The sequence below is a fragment of the Bradyrhizobium sp. UFLA06-24 genome, from assembly GCF_054967145.1.
In genome coordinates this window covers 1-18,526 of record NZ_JADFUE010000094.1, presented here as the reverse complement: position 1 = coordinate 18,526, position 18,526 = coordinate 1, and the positions used below count along the sequence as shown (strand labels likewise).

Sequence of the window (18,526 nt, the reverse complement as noted above, 5' to 3'; positions counted from 1 at the left end):
GGGATAGTCATAAGGGCGATACCGAGCGTTGCCGGGAAGATGCGGTTCATTGCGGTCTCCGTCATGCCCGGCAAAAGCGCGAAGCGCGTCTTCGCGCCAGATGTCCCGGGGCATCCACGTGCCAGCCGCAATAAAGACGTGGATGGCCGGGTCAAGCCCGGCCATGACGGCGGTGAGAGTCCACACGCAAACGTGTTGTCAGTCCTTGCCGTTCCCGAATAGGGCCGCGAACTGCTTCTCGCCGGTGCGGGTGAAGTTGACCACGCGGCTGCCGGGTGTGGCGTCGCGCGCGGCCCATTTCAGCTCGGAGAAGCGCTGCATCATGGCGGCGCCCAGGGTGCCGGCGAGATGGTGCCGCCGTTCGCTCCAATCGAGACAGGCCTTGCAGACCGGGCGGCGCGGATGGCTGAGCATCTCGGGCGAGATCTGCAAATGCTTGGCGAGGAAGCGCTCGCCTTCCGTCGTCAGCTCGATGTCCTGCTTTTTCTGCCTGACCAGGTTTCGCGCACGCATCGTGTCGAGCATCTGCACGCCGAGATCGCCGGCGAGGTGGTCATAGCAGATCCGAGCGCGCCGCAGCGCCGGATCCTTCGGTCCGGTGCGCACGCGCATGTGGCCGGTGCGCGCGGCAAGGCCCGCAAGGCCTTCCAGCACCCCGGCGACGTCGTCGTCGGTGAGACGATAATAGCGGTGGCGGCCCTGCTTCTCCGGCTCGACCAGGCCGCCGGCCTCGAGTTTCGCCAGGTGCGAACTCGCGGTCTGCGGCGTGATGCCGGCCTCCTGCGCGAGCTCGCTGGCCGTGAGCGCGCGTCCGTTCATCAGCGCCGTGAGCATGTTGGCGCGGGCGGGGTCGCCGACCAGCGAGGCGACCATGGCGATGTCGGGTCCTGCTTTCATGCTTCGATGATAGCCGAAGCATTGTGGACAGGCAAGCGCGTAGCCTCTCACTACGTCGTCATAAGCACCGGAGTGCCCATCATGTCCGTCACCGTCTTCATCCGCTACCAGCTCGATCCGTTCAAGCGCGCGCAGTTCGAGGAATACTCCAAGCGCTGGCTCACCATCATCCCGAAATGTGGCGGCGACCTGATCGGCTATTTCATGCCGCATGAGGGCACCAACAACATCGCCTTTGCGCTGATCACCTTCGAAAGCCTCGCCGCCTATGAAGCCTATCGCGCGCGGCTGCGGCAGGACGCTGAGGGCATGGCGAATTTCCATTTCGCCGAGGACAACAAATTCATTCTCGCGGAGGAGCGCACCTTCCTGCGCAAGGTGGTAGTGTAGGCCATCAACGACAAGGAGACGCCCATGATCGCCGTGATCTTCGAAGTCTGGCCCAAGCCGGAACACCGACAGGACTATTTCGACCTCGCGGCCGATCTGAAGCCAATCCTGCAAACCATCGACGGCTTCATCTCGGTCGAGCGGTTCGAAAGCCTGACCGAGAAGGGCAAGATCCTGTCGGTCTCGTTTTGGCGGGACGAGGCGGCGGTGCAGGCCTGGCGCAACACGATGGAGCACCGCCGCACCCAGGCCAAGGGCAGGGCGCAGATCTTTGCCGATTATCATCTGCGCATCGCCAGCGTGGTCAGAGACTACGGCATGAACGATCGCGAGCAGGCGCCGAAGGACAGTCGCGCCGTGCACGACGCGCACTAGCGGTCATGAAAGCGCGTGCCTATCTCTGCGCGGCCAACAAGGGAGAGAAACATGCATGTGACAACTGCTGACAAGCGCGCGACCTTCCGGAAGATGCACGAAAGCGGTTGCTTCATTTTGCCCAATCCGGTCGATGTCGGGGGCGCCAAGGCGTTGCAGCATCTCGGATTCAAGGCGATCGCGTCGTCGAGTGCGGGCTTTGCCTGGACCATCGGCAAGGCCGACAATCGTGTCACGGTCGAGGATGTCTGTCAGCACCTGGCAGCATTGAGCTCGTCCGTCGACATCCCCGTGAATGCGGATTTCGAGGGCGGCTTCGCCGTCGAGCCGGATCAGGTCGCCGATCATGTCGAGCGCGGCGTGCGCACCGGCGTCGCCGGTCTCTCGATCGAGGATTCCACCGGCGACAAGGACAAGCCGCTTTACGAGCGTGCGCTGGCAGTCGAGCGCATCAAGGCCTCGCGCAAGGCGATCGGCGATAGCGGCACGCTGCTGGTCGGCCGCTGCGAGGCTTACTTGTGGGGTGTCACGGATCTCAAGCTCGTCATCGACCGGCTCACCGCTTACGCGGACGCCGGCGCCGATTGCCTCTATGCGCCCGGCCTGAAGACCCGCGAGGATATCAGTGCCGTGGTGAAGGCCGTCGCACCCAAGCCGTTCAATCTCCTGATCGGCGGCTCCGGTCTGTCGCTGAAGGAGGCCGAAGATCTCGGCGTGCGCCGGATCAGCGTCGGCGGCTCGCTCGCCCGCGCCGCCTGGGGCGGCTTCATGCGCGCGGCAAAGGAAATGGCAGAGAAGGGGACGTTCACCGAGCTTGCCAGCGGGTATCCCGGCGGCGAGCTCAACAAGATGTTCGGCTAGGAGCAAGCAATAGAGCCAAACGAAGAGCGGCGGGATGTTATGTCCCGCCGCTCTTTCATCCTCTCGGTGTCATGCCCCGCGAAAGGGGGCATCCAGTACGCCGCTGCTTCTCGACTCTATCACAACTGTCTCGGAGTACTGGATCGCCCGGTCCTGGTGCGCAATTGCGCACTGCCCGGGCGATGACAGTGATGTGTTACGCGACGGCAATCGCCTTGTTACTTTGCGCCGTCAGACGGCGTCTGCGTGTCCGGCGCCGGCTTTGCCGCAGGCGTATCCGCCGGAGCGGCCGGCTTGCTCGGCGCGGCACCCGTGGTCACGCCGGGCGCGGTGTTGTTGCGCGGCGTCACGTCGCGCATGCCGGGAGGCGCGGCCGGATTGGCCGGAGCCGTCTGCTGTGCGGTCTGGGTCGCAGGCGTGTTGCTGGCCTGGTTGCCGGTGCTGGTGTTGTTCAAGCCATAGAACACGGCGCCGAGCACCAGGGCGATCGCCACGGCGAACAGGGCGACCTTGCCGCTGGAGGCGGGGCCTTCGCCCAGTTCGGGATCGGCCTGCAGGTCGGCATCCCGACGCGCCGCGCGAAGATACTCATCGTCGGCGAGGTTCGTCGGGCGGTACGGATCGTTGGGAAAACGGTCGTCAGCCATCGATTGGTCTCCTCGTTGATTGCGTCCTGACAACCCTCGGCTGCGAGGTTCTGTTCCGCGCCCCTAATGCTTTCGTCGTATGTTGCCCTCCGGCGAGGAATCGGGAACCAGTTCATCGGGGACCCTGCGCGGACGGTTCCATCCTGCAGGAAAGGGAACAAGGCGATGTGGAGCCTGCCGCCAAGCGATAGCGTGCTGCATTTCCTCTCATTGGTTGCCGTGGCCGCGCAGGGCATGACGGCCGCGCTCGCCGCCGGGCGCCGCAGCATGGACTGGCTAGGCGTCTGCTTCCTCGGCTGCATCACCGCGCTCGGCGGCGGCACGCTGCGTGATCTCTTCCTCGGGCACTATCCGCTGGCCTGGGTGCAAAACCCCGTTTATCTCGCCCTCGCGGGCGGGGCGGCCTTCCTCACCATTCTAACCGCGCGGCTCGTGCACCGGCTGAAGGTCGCCTTCATCGTGCTCGATGCGATCGGCCTCGTCGTCTTCACCATGGCCGGCTGCGACATCGCCTGGCAGATGGATGCCTCGCTGCCGATCGTGATCGTCTCCGGTATGGTGACCGGCTGTGCGGGGGGCGTGCTGCGCGACGTGCTCTGCAACGACGTGCCGCTGTTGTTTCGCTCCGAGCTCTACGCCAGCGTCTCGGTAGTAACGGGCCTGTTCTACGCAACCGCCTTCGGCTTGAATCTGAACGCCGAGCTCTGGACCATCCTCACCTTCCTCCTCGGCATCAGCTTCCGCCTGCTCGCAGTGCGCTACAAATGGGAGATGCCGAAATTCGTGTTCACGGGAGATGAGCAGAAGTAGTTGCTTCTTTTGCAGCTCTATCGAAGTCATTGCGAGCCACCGGGTCCGCAAGGCGCGGCCCGATGACAGGCTCCGCGAAGCAATCCAGAATCTTTCCGCGGAGGGACTCTGGATTGCTCAGCTGCGCTCGCAATGATGGGGAGGACAGAGCTACGGCCCTTGCCCGCGCGCCTTCGCCACCTGCGCCGGCGTTACCAAAGGGCCGGCATTGCCCCAGGAATTGCGAATATAGTTCGTCACCGCTGCGATCTCTTCGTCGGACAGTTGCTTCGCATAGCCCGGCATCTCGCCGGTGTTCGGCGCCCGCGGCGTCGTCACGGTGTGGGCGCCGTCGAGAATGACGCGCAAGGTCGAGGACGGATTGATCGATTGCAGCAGCGCATTGGCCGGCAAGGGCGGATAGATGCGCGGGGCGCCGCTGCCGTCGGCCTCATGGCAGGCGATGCAGAGTTTTGCATAGACCGCCTGGCCCGCTTTCATCTCGGCCACGTCGGGTGGCGTCACGATGGTCTCGCGGCGCGCCGGCGGCAAGCTCTTCAGGTAGACCGCGATCGCGTGCACGTCGGCATCGCTCATCTTCGAGGTCGAATTGACGATCACCTCGGCCATCGGCCCGCCGGCATGGCTCTTGGCGTTGCGGCCGCTTTGCAGATATTCGGCGATGTCCTCTTCGCTCCACGACTGCAACCCGGTGCGCGCGGCGCCATCGAGCCGCGGTGCGTACCAGCCGCCGAGCTCGCTGCCGGTCAATGCCTGCGCGTTCTTGTCGGCGCCGAAATAGTTCTTCGGGGTGTGGCAGGCGCCGCAATGGCCGGGCCCGCTGACGAGATAGCCGCCCCTGTTCCAGGCCACGCTCTTGCTCTGGTCCGGCTCGAACAGGCCGGGCTTGAAGAACAACCAATTCCAGGCTCGCATCAGGCCGCGATAACCGAACGGCCAGCGCAGCTCCGGCGGCTTGTTGCGGCTGAGGACGGGCGTCAGCGTGCCGAGATAGGCGCGGATCGCCAGCGTGTCGTCCTTGGTCATCCGGGTGAAGTAGGGGTAGGGGAAGGCCGGGTAGTAGAGCGAGCCGTCCGGTGCGGTGCCGTAGCGCACGGCGCGGGTAAAGTCGGCATCCGTCCAGGCGCCGATCCCGGTGTCGCGGTCCGGCGTCAGGTTCGGCGCATAGATCGCTCCGAACGGCGTCTCGATGCGCTTGCCGCCCGCGAACGGCTTTGCGGGATCGGCGGTGTGGCAGCCGGCGCAATCGCCGGCCTCGACCAGCGTCTTGCCGGCGGCGATCAGCTCGGGTGACGGCTCGGCGGCCACGGCTGCGCTCGCAACCGCACTGCACAAGACCAGGCCAGCCAGAATCCTCCGCATCGTCGACCCTTCTTGCTGCGACTCATCAGCCGCTCACATCATACGGCGTCACGTCGTTGCGCGGCGCCGGGCGATGGTGACACAAATTGAAAAACGCCAATGCTTTTCCGGCCACGAAATTGCGTTTTTTTGCCGTCGCCGGGTGAGGTCCAGATTTGTGATGCGGAAGGTGAAATATCCGACATAGAGTGGCGCAGGTGGTCGGCGCCCCCTAGTTAAAAACGACGGGCAGGCAACGGCTTAAGTGGCCAAACGCTCGAGAGGGCGGAAGAGGACAACGATGGGCATCAACCAGGGTCCGATCAGTCTTGATCAAAAATACACGCAGGAAACCGGACACGTCTTCACCACAGGCATCCAGGCCCTGGTCCGCCTGCCCATGGCCCAGATCCGGCGCGATCGCGCCAATGGCCTCAATACCGCAGGCTTCATCTCCGGCTATCGCGGCTCGCCGCTCGGTGGCTACGACCAGCAGCTGTTCGCCGCGCGCAAGCATCTCGAGCAGTACAACATCAAATTTCAGCCCGGTGTGAACGAGGACCTGGCGGCGACCGCCGTCTGGGGTTCGCAGCAGCTCAACCTTTCGCCCGGCGCCAGCTATGACGGCGTTGTCGGGATCTGGTACGGCAAGGGCCCCGGCGTCGATCGCTGCGGCGACGTCTTCCGCCACGGCAATGCCGCGGGCTCGGCCAAGAACGGCGGCGTGCTGTGCCTTGCCGGGGACGACCACGGCGCCAAGTCCTCCACCGTCCCGCATCAGTCCGACCACGCCTTCATCTCGGCCCTGATGCCGTATCTCTATCCCTCGAGCATCCATGAAATGATCGAGATGGGCCTGCTCGGCATCGCGATGTCGCGCTACTCCGGGTGCTGGGTCGGCATGAAGGTGATCACGGAAACGGTAGAGACCACCGCCGAGATCGATCTCACCGACGAGATGAAGCCGTTCATCATCCCCAGCGATTTCGAGCTGCCGCCCGGCGGCCTCAACCTGCGCTGGCCCGACGACCGCTTCGAGCAGGACCGCCGCCTGCAGGACTACAAGGGCTTTGCCGCGATCGCCTTCGCGCGCGCCAACAGGGTCAACCGCGTCACCATGGATTCGCCGAACGCCCGCTTCGGCATCATGGCGTCGGGCAAGAGCTACGAGGACGTGCGGCAGGCGCTGCGCGAACTTGGGATCACCGAGGAGGTTGCCGCTAGAATCGGCCTGCGTCTCTACAAGATCGGCATGCCCTGGCCGCTGGAGCCGGAAGGCGTGCGCCAGTTCGCGGTCGGCCTGGAGGAGATCTTCATCGTCGAGGAGCGCCGCGAGATCGTCGAGAACCAGGTCAAGCAGGAGCTGTTCAACTGGCGCGACGACGTGCGTCCGCGCATCGTCGGCAAGATGGACGAGCACGACAAGCGCTTTTTGACCTTCGCCGCCGAACTCAGCGTCGCCTCGCTTGCAACGTCTCTAACCGAGCGACTGCTTCGACTTAATCTCAACCCCGAGATCGCGGACATGCTCCGCGCTAAAGCCGACTGGTTCAACGGCCGCCAGGCCACCCAGATGCAGGCCGTCGCGCCTGTCTCCCGCACTCCCTATTTCTGCTCCGGCTGTCCCCACAACACATCGACGAAAGTGCCCGAGGGCAGCCGCGCGCTGGCCGGCATCGGCTGCCACTTCATGGCGCTGTGGATGGACCGGTCGACCGAGACCTTCACGCATATGGGCGGCGAGGGTGTGCCGTGGGTCGGCATCGCGCCCTTTACCAAGGAGAACCACATTTTCGCGAATCTCGGCGACGGCACCTATTTCCATTCCGGCAGTCTCGCCATCCGCCAGTCGATCGCCTCGAAGGCGAACATCACCTACAAGATCCTCTATAACGATGCGGTCGCCATGACCGGCGGCCAGCGGCACGACGGCGACCTGTCGCCGCAGAAGATCATGGCCCAGCTTCACGCCGAGGGCATCAGCGAGATCTACCTAGTCTCGGAAAATCCCGATGCCTATCCGGCCGACAGCATCGCGCCCGGCGTGAAGAAATATCACCGCGACGAGCTGCAGAACGTGATGAAGATGTGCCGCGAATACAAGGGCACGTCCGCGATCGTCTTCGTCCAGACCTGCGCCGCCGAGAAGCGTCGCCGCCGCAAGAGGGGCCTGATGGAGGATCCGGCGCGCCGCGTCATGATCAATCCGGCCGTTTGCGAGGGCTGCGGCGACTGCTCGGTGCAGTCGAACTGCATCTCGGTTGAGCCGCTCGAGACCGAGTTCGGCCGCAAGCGCGCCATTAACCAGTCGTCCTGCAACAAGGACTATTCCTGCGTGAAGGGCTTCTGCCCGTCCTTCGTCACCATTGACGGCGGAGCGCCGCGTCACCGCGCGCCGGCGGAGCTGGAGGAGATCGGCGCCTTGCCAGAGCCGGCCACGCGGCCCTCGCTCGACAAGCCTTACAACATCGCGGTCGGCGGCGTCGGCGGCACTGGCGTGCTCACCATCGGCGCGCTGCTCGGCATGGCCGCTCATATCGAGGGCAAGGCCTCGATGATCCTCGATATGTCGGGCCTGGCGCAAAAGGGCGGTGCGGTGCTGAGCCATGTCCGCCTCTCGGATCATCCGGCCGAGGTGACGTGCTCACGCATCGTCACCGGCACGGCCGATCTCGTGCTCGCCGCCGACGAGGTGGTCGCAGTCGCCAAGGACACCATCTCGCTCTGCGACTCCAGCCGCACACGTGGCATCATCAACAGCCACGTCATTCCCACCGCCGACTTCATCCTCAACCGCGATTTCAACTTCCAGACCCGCAAGCTGAACGGATTGCTGGAAACGGCGCTGCATGAGGACTCCGTCTTTTTCGACTTCACCAAGCCGGCCGAACAACTGCTCGGCGATGCCATCGCCACCAACATGATGATGATGGGTTATGCCTATCAGAAGGGCCTGCTGCCACTCTCGGCCGAGTCGATCGAGCAGGCGATCGAGGTCAATGGCGTCTCGATCAAGATGAACAAGGAGGCCTTCCGTCTCGGTCGTCTCGCGGTGACCGATCCGGCCCGCCTCGCCGGCATGCTGAAGGGAACCGACGAGGTGACTGCGCCCAAGTCGCTGGACGCGATGTCGCTCGACGAGATCATCGAACATCGCGCCAAGCATCTGACCGCGTATCAGAGCGCTCGTCTTGCCAGGCGTTATCGCAGGCTGGTCGACCAGGTCCGCGACGCCGCAGTGAAGGGCGGCTATGGCGATACATTGCCGCGCGCGGTGGCAATCAACTATGCGAAGTTGCTGGCCTACAAGGACGAGTACGAAGTCGCGCGTCTCTTTACCGACGGCGCCTTCGAGCAGCAGCTGCGCGATCAGTTCGAGGGCGATTACAAGTTCAACTTCAATTTTGCGCCGCCGATCCTCAGCAAGGGCGTAGACGCGCTCGGCCGTCCGAAGAAACGTGCGTTCGGCCCCGGCATGCTGAAGGTTTTGCGGATCCTCGCAAAATTCAAGTTCCTGCGCGGCACCGCGCTCGACATCTTCGGCCGCAGCGCCGACCGCAAGCTCGAGCGCGATTTGATCACAGGCTACGAGAAGGACGTCGCCACCGTGCTCGGCCTGCTGTCGCCGGTCACGCACGACACCGCGGTCGAACTCCTCTCGCTGCCCGACCGCATCCGCGGCTACGGTCCGGTGAAGGAGAAGGCCGTGGCGGATGCCAAGGCGCGCTACGCCCAACTCGCCGCGGATCTGGCGAGCCCGCCGCCGGCGCCGCGAGAGATCGCGGCGGAGTAGGACTTCGTAGGGTAGGCGTAACCCACCATGTCCTCGCCGTGTGGCAAGCAAAGAGGTGGGTTGCGCTGTCGCTAACCCGCCCTGATGGCTTACGTTTGACAAGAGTTGCATATGGGCGATATCACCAACCTTCGATGGTGAAGCGCGGCGGGACATGCGGTCGTGCGCTATGCAGGGCGATGATCGATGTCATTGCGCGGTGGTCTGATTGTCTTGGTCGCCGTCGGCCTTTTGGCGACGTTGGGAATGTACTGGCATCAGCATGACATCGAACGCGTCATGCGTGATGGCTATGGCACCACGGGCAAGATCACTACCGCCGAAGTCGTTTCGAGCCGATTTCCGTTCGTGTTCGATGGGATCTGGCCCCGGTACGTCGACGAAAACCTGTCGATCGGACTGCAATGGACCGGAAAAGACGGCGTTCAGCGGGAGCGCAAGGGCATTGCGGTCAGCGCCGCCTATGCGGCGCGCATCACGGTCGGCAATCAGCTCAAGCTGCTGACGGTCCCCATTCAGGCCGTTGACGACGATTCATCGCTTCCGGTGATCGTCGAGGATCTCGACGATCATTTGAGCCATATCCGTTCCACATCCAGATTTGTGCTGGCGGGAGCGGGCATCTGCGCCGTGATCCTGCTGCTCGTGATCGGATGGCAGACGTGGTCGGCGCGTCGAGGCGGGCCGGCGAGTGGGGCGGTCCACAGCCGATCGCGGCGTCCCGTCCCGTTCACCCTCGCGATGCTCACCGCCGCGATGCTTCTGTTCGGCGGGTACCTGCTGGTGAACTCCTATGCCGAGCAACGTACGTTGAATGAAATCCTCGACCGCGGCGATGAAGCTACCGCGGACATCACCCGCGCCTACGGTGAAGTGACAAAAGCCGGCAATGCCCCGCGCTATCTTGTGACGCTCGCCTGGAAGGATAGGAGCGGACGGCAGCAGACCTACGGGCCGGCCCATATCAGCTCGGCCTACTGGCAGCTGATCACGCGCAACGGCGTCCAGATGGTGAGACAAACCAAAATTCGCTATCTCTCCAGCAGGCCGGATGCGCGGCCACTGATCGTGGATGACGCGGCCGAAGCCCAATACCAGACCAGTTTTGGCGTGAAGGGCGGCGCTGTTTTCCTGGCCCTTGGCCTGATCCTCGCCGCGGTGACTGCGTTTCGCTCCCGCGCGCGTCCGAGAGCTGATTGATCGGGGAGGCGGGCGTGGGCCGGGTCAGATCAGTCCACCTTGCGATTTCCCGTTTGAAATCAATCGCCGTTCTACTGTGCATGGGGTTGTTTTCGAGGCGCAGGTCCGTTTTCGATAAAGCGCGTCGGGCAAAACACCATTAGAATTTCCGTCGTCTCTTCCGTCATTGCGAGCGTAGCGAAGCAATCCAGAGATGCATAAGCGGAGAGAGTCCTGGATTGCTTCGCGGCGCTCGCAATGACGACGCGGGCAGAGGGGACTCCATGACCGCCCTCACTTGCGCCAACCTGCTACTCTCTCGCCCGACGGAATATTTCAGCGCTTGCCAATCAGCTCCTTGCGGTTCAGAAAAAAGAGCCAAGAAGAAACGCGAGCGGAGACCTCTGTTTTGACCATCAAGGGCAAGGCCTACATTGCCGGGATCTACGAGCACCCGACCCGGCATGCGCCGGACAAATCCACCGCCCAGCTCCATGCCGAGGTCGCCAAGGGCGCCATCGAGGATGCCGGGCTCAGCAAGGACGATGTCGACGGCTATTTCTGCGCGGGCGATGCGCCCGGCGGCGCCTGGCCGATGGTCGACTATCTCGGGCTGAATACCAAGAAGCTCCGTCACGTCGATTCCACCGAGACCGGCGGCTGTTCCTACATCATCCATCTCGGCCATGCCGCCGAGGCGATCGCGGCGGGCAAATGCTCGATCGCGCTTGTTACGCTCGCCGGCAAGCCGCGCACCGGCGTGATGCCGCCGCGCGCCGCCGGCGCCGAGGTCGATTTCGAATCTGCGTACGGCGCGACCACGCACAATGCCTATGGCATGTGTGCCATGCGCCACATGCACGACTTTGGCACCACGAGCGAGCAACTCGCCTGGATCAAGGTCGCGGCCTCTCATCACGCGCAGTACAATCCGCATGCGATGCTCAGGGATGTCGTCACCGTCGAGGACGTCCTGAACTCGCCGATGATCTCCGATCCCCTGCATCGCATGGATTGCTGCGTCGTCTCCGACGGCGGCGGCGCGCTGATCGTGACGACGCCGGAGATCGCCAAGAGCTTGAAGAAGCCGCTTGTGCGTCTGATCGGCCATGGCGAGGCGATGAAGGGCCCGCGCGGCGGCAAGGATCTCGACCTCACATACTCTGCAGGTGTCTGGTCCGGCCCGCGTGCGTTCGAGGAAGCCGGCATCACGCCGAAGGACATCAAGTATGCTTCGATCTACGACAGCTTCACAATCACCGTGCTGATGCAGCTCGAGGACCTCGGCTTCTGCAAGAAGGGCGAGGGCGGCAAGTTCGTCGCCGACGGCAATCTGATCTCGGGCGTCGGCAAGCTGCCGTTCAACACCGACGGCGGCGGCCTCTGCAGCAACCATCCCGTCAACCGCGGCGGCATGACCAAGATTCTCGAGGCGGTGAGACAGTTGCGCGGCGAGGCGCATCCGAAGGTGCAGGTGAAGAATTGCGATCTCGCTATCGCCCACGGCACCGGCGGCCTCCTCGGCGTCCGCCACGCCGCCTCGACGGCCATTCTGGAGCGCGTGTGATGAGCGAAAAGAAATACTCGGCCCCGGTGACAAATCCGGAGACCGCCGCGTTCTGGGATGCGGCGAAGGAAGGCAAATTCATGATCAAGCGCTGCACCGCCTGCGGCGAAGCGCATTACTTCCCGCGCTCGATCTGCCCGTTCTGCTACTCCGACAAGACGGTGTGGGAGGAAGCCTCGGGCGAGGGCACGATCTACACCTACAGCCTGATGCGGAAATCGCCGACCGGCCCTTATGCCATCGGCTACGTCACGCTGAAGGAGGGCCCATCGGTGCAGACCAATTTCGTCGACTGCGATCTGGAAAAGCTGAAGATCGGCCAAAAGGTGAAGGTGGTGTTCAAGCCGACAGACGGCGCGCCATTGCCGTTCTTCACGGTGGCTTGACGCGACGCGAATGTAACCCTCTCCCGCAAGGGGAGAGGGCACGTTAACGGGCATCGCCGCTGCGGATAAGAAACTCAGGGAGGAAACCAGATAAATGTCCGCCAGATACGAAGAACTCAAAGCCCTCAAAAACCTCGGCCAGAAATACGCCTACACCGACCGCGAAGTGATGCTCTACGCTTGCGGCATTGGCCTCGGCGCCGATCCCATGGACGAAAACGAGCTCGCCTTCGTCAACGAGGGCACGCTTACGCCGCGGCCGCTGAAGGTGGTGCCGACCTTCGCCTCCGTTGCGGCCTGGGGCTCGGGCCCCGGCGAGATGAACCTGAACCGCGTGATGGTGGTCGATGGCGAGCGCGACATCACCTTCCACCGGCCGCTGCCGGTCGCCGCCAACATCACCGCCGACTCCTCCGTGCTCGAAGTCTACGACAAGGGCAAGGACAAGGGCGTCGTGATCAGCCATCAGACCGTGCTGAAGAACGAGAAGGGCGAGAAGCTGGCAACGATCGTTGCCTCGCGCTTCGCCCGCGGCGATGGCGGCTTTGGCGGGCCGAACCTGACCCAGCCTGATCCACACAAGATCCCTTCGCGCAGCCCCGACAAGACCATCGACATCACGACGCGTCCCGACCAGGCGCTGGTGTATCGTCTGTGCGGCGACCGCAACCCGCTACACTCTGATCCTGAATTCGCAAGGAAAGCCGGCTTCCCGCGTCCGATCCTGCACGGCATGTGCACCTACGGCATCACCTGCCGCGGCGTGCTGCAGACCTATGCCGACTACGATGCCTCTGCCTTCCGCCAACACGTCGCGCGGTTCTCTTCGCCGGTCTATCCCGGCGAGACCGTGACGATGGACCTCTGGAAGGACGGCAACGTGATCTCGTTCGAAGCCAAGGTGAAGTCGCGCGGGGTCACCGTGATCAAGAACGGGAAGACGGTGCTGGGTTAGGTCGGCATCGGCCGTCGTCTCCTTGCCCCGCTTGCGGGGAGAGGGTGGGGTGAGGGGCCCTCCCTGCGAGGGCAGAGCGTATTGAGACCTGTACCCCCTAACCCGGATCGCAAGGGCGATCCGACCTCTCCCCGCAAGCGGGGCGAGGTAAGAAAGAAACAAAAACAGGGAGAAGCCACCATGGGATTACTCGACGGCAAGGTTGCGCTGATCACCGGTGCGGGTGGGGGGCTCGGTGAGGCCTACGCCAAACTGTTCGCGCGGGAAGGGGCCGCGGTCGTGGTCAACGATCTGGGCGGCCCCCGCGACGGCTCCGGCGCCGACAAGTCGATGGCCCAGCTCGTGGTGGATGCGATCAAGGCCGAGGGCGGCAAGGCGGTCGCCAACGGCGCCGATGTCTCCACCATGGAGGGCGGTCAGTCGGTGTTCGACGACGCCATCAAGCATTTCGGCCGCGCCGATATTCTGGTCAACAATGCCGGCATTTTGCGCGATCAGACCTTTCACAAGGCCAGTGAGGCCGACTGGGACAAGGTGATCAAGGTGCACCTGAAGGGCACCTTTTGTTGCACCATGCCGGTGTTTCGCTGGATGCGGGAAAACGGCGGCGGCGTCATTGTCAACACCTCCTCGACATCAGGCCTGATCGGCAATTTCGGCCAGACCAATTACGGTGCGGCCAAGGGCGGCATCTGGGGCCTGTCCAACGTGCTGGCGATCGAGGGCCGCAAGTACAATATCCGGATCTGGACGCTCGCCCCGGGCGCTCTGACCCGCATGACCGCAGACCTGCCCCGCTACAAGGAGAACCCAGGTGCGGCTCTGGGGCCGGACGGGATCGCGCCGGCCGTGCTATACATGGTCAGCGACTTGTCGGGCGACCAGACCGGCAAGGTGCTGGGCGTGTCCGGGCCCCGCGGCGTGCGCGAAATGCGGATGATGGAGATGGAAGGCTGGAAACCGCCGCACACGGGCTGGAACGCCCGGGACATCGTCGATCACGCCAAGGAGATCTTCTTCTCCGAGGAGCAGATCAAGATGGGCGCGCGGCGGTTCTAGCCACCGTCATCCCCGGGGCACGCGAAGTGTGAGCCCGGGTCCATAGTAAAGCACGCGGAGCAGACAAATGGATTCCGGGCTCGTGCTTCGCACGCCCCGGAATGACTTAGAAAGAGAGACTGATGAAACTCACTGCCGACGCCAAGGGCACTTTCGCAATCGCGCCGACGCCGTTCCATGATGACGGCCGCATCGATGAGCGCTCGATCGACCGCCTGACCGATTTCTACGAGGAGGTCGGCTGCGACGGCGTCACGGTGCTCGGCATCCTCGGTGAAGCGCCCAAGCTCGACGCCACTGAAGCCGAGCAGGTCGCGGTGCGCTTCATCAAGCGTGCGAAGAAGATGCAGGTGATCGTCGGCGTCTCGGCACCGGGCTTTGCCACCATGCGCTCGCTGGCGAAGGCCTCGATGGATGCGGGCGCGGCCGGCGTGATGATCGCGCCGCCGCCAAGCCTGCGCACCGACGATCAGATATCAGGCTATTTCAAGCAGGCGGCGGAGGCGGTCGGTCCCGATGTGCCGTGGGTGCTCCAGGACTACCCGCTGACCTTGCAGGTGGTGTTCACCCCCGCCGTGATCCGCAAGATCGTCATGGACAATCCGAACTGCGTGATGCTCAAGCACGAAGACTGGCCGGGGCTTGAGAAGATCTCGACACTGCGCGGCTTCCAGAAGGACGGCTCGCTCCGGCCGCTCTCGATCCTCTGCGGCAATGGCGGCACGTTCCTGGATTTCGAGATGGAGCGCGGCGCCGACGGCGCCATGACCGGTTATGCGTTCCCCGAGCTTCTGATCGACGTCGTCAATCTTTCCAAGGCCGGTAAGCGCGATGCCGCGCATGATCTGTTCGACGCCCATCTGCCGCTGATCCGCTACGAGCAGCAGCCCGGTGTCGGCCTGACCATCCGCAAATACGTGCTGCAGAAGCGCGGCATCATCGCCTCCAGTGCGCAGCGCAAGCCGGGCGCGACGATCACGGCAACTGCGAAGGCCGAGGTCGATTACCTCTTGTCGCGCGTCGCCCGTTTCGATAAGCGCGCCAACCTCGGCCCGCAATCCAGCGCGGCAGGTTAGCTGCATGGCCGAGACATCAGCATCGCGCCCCGCGTCGACGATCCTTCTGCTGCGCGATGGCGCCAAAGAAGTTGAGATCTTCATGATGGTTCGCCATCATCAGATCGAGTTCAATTCGGGCGCGCTGGTGTTTCCCGGCGGCAGCGTTGACGCCGGCGATCAGGAGATCGTCGCTCGCGCCGATCTCTATTCGGGCGGTGAAGCCTTGAGCGAATCCGACCGCGGGTTTCGCATCGCCGCGATCCGCGAGACCTTTGAGGAGAGCGGCATCCTGCTGGCGCGCGCAAAGGGGTCGAACACGCCTGTTGATGCCAAACGCGCCGGCGAGATCGCAGAAGCGCATCGCGTCGCGCTGAACGAGCACAAGATCAGCTTTCTCAGCATTTTGGCCGACAACAATCTTCAGCTCGCCCTCGACACGCTTGTGCCCTACGCGCACTGGATCACGCCGGAGGGCATGCCCAAGCGGTTCGACACCTGGTTCTTCCTTGCGGCCGCGCCGCCCGACCAGCTCGGCGCGCATGACGGCCGCGAGTCGACCGACTCGATCTGGGTCTCGGCGCGCGAGGCGGTGGAGGGCGGCGAGAGCGGCCGCTTCAAGCTGCCGTTCCCAACCACGCGCAACCTGATCCGGCTTGCCAAGCAACCAAGCGTGAGCGCCGCGCTCGACCATGCGAGGGGGATGTCGATCGTCACGGTGATGCCGGTCATGACCAAAACCGAGAGCGGCCGACAGCTGCGCATTCCCGGCGAGGCCGGCTATGACGGCGAGGTGTTCGAGGTCGGTGCAGTCGGCTAGGAGACTTCGATATCAAGCGAAGTATTGCGGCCGCAGACGCGCTAGTTTCCGTCCATCGCGGAATGGACGGAGCACGTCGTGGACATCAGACAGGACACCAATATCGCCGTCGAGCTGGCGTTGTTGGTCGCGCTCGCCACGCTGTGGGGCGGCTCCTATACCTTCATCAAGCTGGGCGTCGCCACCATCCCGCCGGTGACGCTGATCGCCGCGCGCACGGCGGTTGCGGGCCTGTTGCTGGTCATCGTCATGTGGGCGCGGGGCATCAGCATGCCCATGGACGCTGCGACCTGGCAGCGCTTCGCCTTCCAGGCTGTGCTTAACAGCGTCGTCCCCTGGACGCTGATCGCCTGGGCCGAGCGCCACGTCGATGCCGCGCTTGCCACCATCCTCAATTCGGCCGGGCCTATCTTCACTTTCCTGCTCACTGCGATCGTCACCCGCCATGAGACAACGACCCCGCGAAAATTGTTCGGCGTGGTCGCCGGAATGGCCGGCATCCTCCTGATCGTCGGCGTCGACGCGTTCCACGAGATCGGCAGCGGCCTGGTCGCGGAGGCGGCCATCGTCGCCGCCACGATTTGCTACGCCTGCGCCGCGATCTTCGGCCGCAGCTTCAAAGGCCTCGACCCCATAGCGCCCGCCGCCGGCTCGCTGCTCGCGGGTGCGGCCGTGCTGATCCCAGCCGCGCTGATCGTCGAGCAGCCCTGGACGCTGTCGCCGTCGCTGGCTTCTGTGCTGGCACTGCTCGCGCTCGCGACGTTCTCGACCGGGGCGGCGTTCGCGATCTATTTCCGCCTGATCCAGAGCCTCGGCTCGGTCGGCACCACCGCCCAGGCTTACTTGCGTGTCCCCATCGGGGTCGCCATCAGCGTCGCGTTCCTGGGGGAAACCTTGGCCCGGACCGCCTGGATTGGTCTCGCCTGCGTCGTTCTCGGCGTCGCCGCCATGACAATCCCGGCCAGGGGCCCGGCGGTCGCTAAACCATCATGAAAATCAGCCCCTTCCAGCCGGAGGAGGCATGTTCCCCCGGAGGGGCGATACAGCGTATATTGGGGCGTATGGAGTCCGGTCCCGCCCCAATGCCCGTCGAAGCGCCACCCAATCCGCCGGCGAAGCGATCGTTTTCGCTGTCGATCGGTCAGATGACGTTCGGCAGCTTCATTCTGGTGCTGGCGGTGATCATCGTCACCTCGACCGCCAGCGTGATCGCTATCCGGCATATCGATGCCACCTTCGCCGAGCTTCAGCGGCTGCAAAGCGTCGGCGATCTCGCCGAAGACATCGACCGCCGCATGAACGATTTGCGGCTCGCCGCACGTGACTTCGTCACAGATCCCGGCGCCGGCATCCAGTTCAAGCAGGTCGGCGAGGCCGCCTCGACCCTGAGTGAGATCCTCAAGAAGACTCGCATCGAACTCGCCCCCGAGCAGCAGGATATGATCGACGGCGTCTCGGAGCGGCTGGCGACCTACCGCAGCGGGCTGGAGCGGATTTCGACCTTGATAGACCGCCGTGCGCAATTGCTCGCCGGGCTGCCGCCGCTGCGCGACCAGTTCGATGCGGCGGTCTCCGCAAGCGGGGATCGTGAACTCGCCTCCCGCCTGTCGGAAGCGCAGAGCCGGATTGCGATCGGGCTGCTCGCCCGCAATCCGTCCGCGGCCGAGCAGGCCGCGCAGAGCATGCGGACGATGGACATCGCCGGCGGCAAGTTGAAGTCCGCCGTGAACAATTACGCCGATGCCATCATCGCGGTCGCCGTCCGCGAACGGCAGATCGCCGATATCGACCGGGAGGTGTTGGGAACCGAGGGGAGGCTGATCGGCCGCGTCACCGAGTTGCTCCGTGACGTCAGCGATCGCCGCGGCCATGTGCTGTCGCGCGACTTCGCCCGGACGCTTGCGGAGGCGCGCTGGCAGAGCATCGTGCTCGGCAGCATGGGCGTGCTGATCGGCATCCTCGCCGCCGGGTTCGTGGTGCGGCGGACAGTACGTCCGTTGGCCAAGATCGCGCGCTCGATCCGCGCGCTTGCGGCCGGGGAAAAGAACACCTCGATCCCGTCGGCCGACCTCGGCAACGAGATCGGCGACATCGCGCGCGCCGCAGAGGTGTTTCGACGCGCGCTGGAGGAGGCCGACACGGCTCGAGAGGCGGCGGTGCGTGCGCTCACCGAGCAGCGGCTCGCCGAAGAGAGCTATCGAAAGCTGTTCGAGGGCTCGGTCGACGGCATCTACGTGACGACGCCTTCGGGCGATCTCCTCAACGCAAATCCGGCGCTGGCGCGGATGATGGGCTATGACAGCCCGCAGCACTTGATCGACAGCATCAGCGACATCGCCCACACCATCTACGTCGACGCCGCGGCCCGCGAGGAATATCAGCGCCTGATGC

At 64.2% G+C, this 18,526-nt stretch carries 17 protein-coding genes; 14 read left to right on the top strand and 3 right to left on the bottom strand.

Annotated features, from left to right (window positions below):
- Positions 1-198: 198 nt before the first annotated feature.
- Positions 199-897, bottom strand: a complete 699-nt coding sequence (locus IF809_RS35465; protein WP_164938741.1) for a winged helix-turn-helix domain-containing protein — start codon at positions 895-897, stop codon at positions 199-201.
- Positions 898-978: 81 nt separating this feature from the next.
- On the opposite strand from IF809_RS35465, the gene IF809_RS35460 reads away from it, so the two are divergent.
- From IF809_RS35460 to IF809_RS35450, 3 genes are read left to right on the top strand one after another with little or no spacing between them, the layout of a single operon-like run.
- Positions 979-1,287, top strand: a complete 309-nt coding sequence (locus IF809_RS35460) for an NIPSNAP family protein (RefSeq protein ID WP_128966802.1) — start codon at positions 979-981, stop codon at positions 1,285-1,287.
- Positions 1,288-1,311: 24 nt separating this feature from the next.
- Positions 1,312-1,662: an antibiotic biosynthesis monooxygenase family protein gene (locus tag IF809_RS35455; protein ID WP_026202720.1), complete on the top strand. Its 351-nt coding sequence runs from the start codon at positions 1,312-1,314 to the stop codon at positions 1,660-1,662.
- 51 nt (positions 1,663-1,713) lie between these two features.
- Positions 1,714-2,523 carry an isocitrate lyase/PEP mutase family protein gene (locus IF809_RS35450; protein WP_128966801.1) on the top strand — a complete coding sequence of 270 codons (810 nt, stop codon included), beginning with the start codon at positions 1,714-1,716 and terminating at the stop codon, positions 2,521-2,523.
- 218 nt (positions 2,524-2,741) lie between these two features.
- Here the strand turns inward: IF809_RS35450 and IF809_RS35445 are convergent, their stop codons facing one another.
- Positions 2,742-3,170, bottom strand: a complete 429-nt coding sequence (locus IF809_RS35445; protein WP_128966800.1) for a hypothetical protein — start codon at positions 3,168-3,170, stop codon at positions 2,742-2,744.
- A 165-nt stretch (positions 3,171-3,335) separates the two neighbouring features.
- Here IF809_RS35445 and IF809_RS35440 point away from each other — a divergent pair, with 165 nt between their 5' ends.
- A complete protein-coding gene (locus IF809_RS35440) occupies positions 3,336-3,980 on the top strand; it encodes a trimeric intracellular cation channel family protein (protein ID WP_462839856.1) in 645 nt (214 codons plus the stop codon).
- Between the two features lie 150 nt (positions 3,981-4,130).
- Here IF809_RS35440 and IF809_RS35435 read toward each other — a convergent pair whose 3' ends face one another.
- Positions 4,131-5,342: a cytochrome c gene (locus tag IF809_RS35435; protein ID WP_462839855.1), complete on the bottom strand. Its 1,212-nt coding sequence runs from the start codon at positions 5,340-5,342 to the stop codon at positions 4,131-4,133.
- Between the two features lie 280 nt (positions 5,343-5,622).
- Here IF809_RS35435 and IF809_RS35430 point away from each other — a divergent pair, with 280 nt between their 5' ends.
- From IF809_RS35430 to IF809_RS35385, 10 genes are all read left to right on the top strand, one after another.
- Positions 5,623-9,114, top strand: coding sequence for an indolepyruvate ferredoxin oxidoreductase family protein (locus IF809_RS35430; RefSeq protein WP_453997234.1), 3,492 nt, complete (start codon positions 5,623-5,625; stop codon positions 9,112-9,114).
- A gap of 186 nt (positions 9,115-9,300) precedes the next feature.
- The gene (locus IF809_RS35425) at positions 9,301-10,314 is read left to right on the top strand and encodes a hypothetical protein (protein ID WP_462839854.1); all 1,014 of its coding nucleotides are present in this window, start codon (positions 9,301-9,303) and stop codon (positions 10,312-10,314) included.
- 388 nt (positions 10,315-10,702) lie between these two features.
- The gene (locus IF809_RS35420) at positions 10,703-11,860 is read left to right on the top strand and encodes a thiolase domain-containing protein (RefSeq protein ID WP_462839853.1); all 1,158 of its coding nucleotides are present in this window, start codon (positions 10,703-10,705) and stop codon (positions 11,858-11,860) included.
- A complete protein-coding gene (locus IF809_RS35415; RefSeq protein ID WP_128966795.1) occupies positions 11,860-12,246 on the top strand; it encodes a Zn-ribbon domain-containing OB-fold protein in 387 nt (128 codons plus the stop codon). The genes IF809_RS35420 and IF809_RS35415 overlap by 1 nt, the downstream gene beginning before the upstream one ends.
- A 94-nt stretch (positions 12,247-12,340) precedes the next feature.
- The gene (locus IF809_RS35410; RefSeq protein WP_453997240.1) at positions 12,341-13,201 is read left to right on the top strand and encodes a MaoC family dehydratase; all 861 of its coding nucleotides are present in this window, start codon (positions 12,341-12,343) and stop codon (positions 13,199-13,201) included.
- Between the two features lie 180 nt (positions 13,202-13,381).
- Positions 13,382-14,260 carry an SDR family oxidoreductase gene (locus IF809_RS35405; protein WP_128966793.1) on the top strand — a complete coding sequence of 293 codons (879 nt, stop codon included), beginning with the start codon at positions 13,382-13,384 and terminating at the stop codon, positions 14,258-14,260.
- A gap of 122 nt (positions 14,261-14,382) precedes the next feature.
- Positions 14,383-15,336 carry a dihydrodipicolinate synthase family protein gene (locus IF809_RS35400; protein WP_128966792.1) on the top strand — a complete coding sequence of 318 codons (954 nt, stop codon included), beginning with the start codon at positions 14,383-14,385 and terminating at the stop codon, positions 15,334-15,336.
- Positions 15,337-15,340: 4 nt separating this feature from the next.
- Positions 15,341-16,135 carry an NUDIX hydrolase gene (locus tag IF809_RS35395; RefSeq protein WP_128966791.1) on the top strand — a complete coding sequence of 265 codons (795 nt, stop codon included), beginning with the start codon at positions 15,341-15,343 and terminating at the stop codon, positions 16,133-16,135.
- Positions 16,136-16,213: 78 nt separating this feature from the next.
- Positions 16,214-17,128 carry a DMT family transporter gene (locus tag IF809_RS35390; RefSeq protein WP_128966790.1) on the top strand — a complete coding sequence of 305 codons (915 nt, stop codon included), beginning with the start codon at positions 16,214-16,216 and terminating at the stop codon, positions 17,126-17,128.
- Positions 17,129-17,217: 89 nt separating this feature from the next.
- The coding region (locus IF809_RS35385; RefSeq protein ID WP_462839852.1) for a HAMP domain-containing protein at positions 17,218-18,526 on the top strand (1,309 nt) is incomplete at its 3' end.

Coding starts and splice junctions, on each gene's coding strand:
- IF809_RS35465 (WP_164938741.1), bottom strand. CDS start 897: ATGAAAGCAGGACCCGACATCGCCATGGTCGCCTCGCTGGTCGGCGAC.
- IF809_RS35460 (WP_128966802.1), top strand. CDS start 979: ATGTCCGTCACCGTCTTCATCCGCTACCAGCTCGATCCGTTCAAGCGC.
- IF809_RS35455 (WP_026202720.1), top strand. CDS start 1,312: ATGATCGCCGTGATCTTCGAAGTCTGGCCCAAGCCGGAACACCGACAG.
- IF809_RS35450 (WP_128966801.1), top strand. CDS start 1,714: ATGCATGTGACAACTGCTGACAAGCGCGCGACCTTCCGGAAGATGCAC.
- IF809_RS35445 (WP_128966800.1), bottom strand. CDS start 3,170: ATGGCTGACGACCGTTTTCCCAACGATCCGTACCGCCCGACGAACCTC.
- IF809_RS35440 (WP_462839856.1), top strand. CDS start 3,336: ATGTGGAGCCTGCCGCCAAGCGATAGCGTGCTGCATTTCCTCTCATTG.
- IF809_RS35435 (WP_462839855.1), bottom strand. CDS start 5,342: ATGCGGAGGATTCTGGCTGGCCTGGTCTTGTGCAGTGCGGTTGCGAGC.
- IF809_RS35430 (WP_453997234.1), top strand. CDS start 5,623: ATGGGCATCAACCAGGGTCCGATCAGTCTTGATCAAAAATACACGCAG.
- IF809_RS35425 (WP_462839854.1), top strand. CDS start 9,301: ATGTCATTGCGCGGTGGTCTGATTGTCTTGGTCGCCGTCGGCCTTTTG.
- IF809_RS35415 (WP_128966795.1), top strand. CDS start 11,860: ATGAGCGAAAAGAAATACTCGGCCCCGGTGACAAATCCGGAGACCGCC.
- IF809_RS35410 (WP_453997240.1), top strand. CDS start 12,341: ATGTCCGCCAGATACGAAGAACTCAAAGCCCTCAAAAACCTCGGCCAG.
- IF809_RS35405 (WP_128966793.1), top strand. CDS start 13,382: ATGGGATTACTCGACGGCAAGGTTGCGCTGATCACCGGTGCGGGTGGG.
- IF809_RS35400 (WP_128966792.1), top strand. CDS start 14,383: ATGAAACTCACTGCCGACGCCAAGGGCACTTTCGCAATCGCGCCGACG.
- IF809_RS35395 (WP_128966791.1), top strand. CDS start 15,341: ATGGCCGAGACATCAGCATCGCGCCCCGCGTCGACGATCCTTCTGCTG.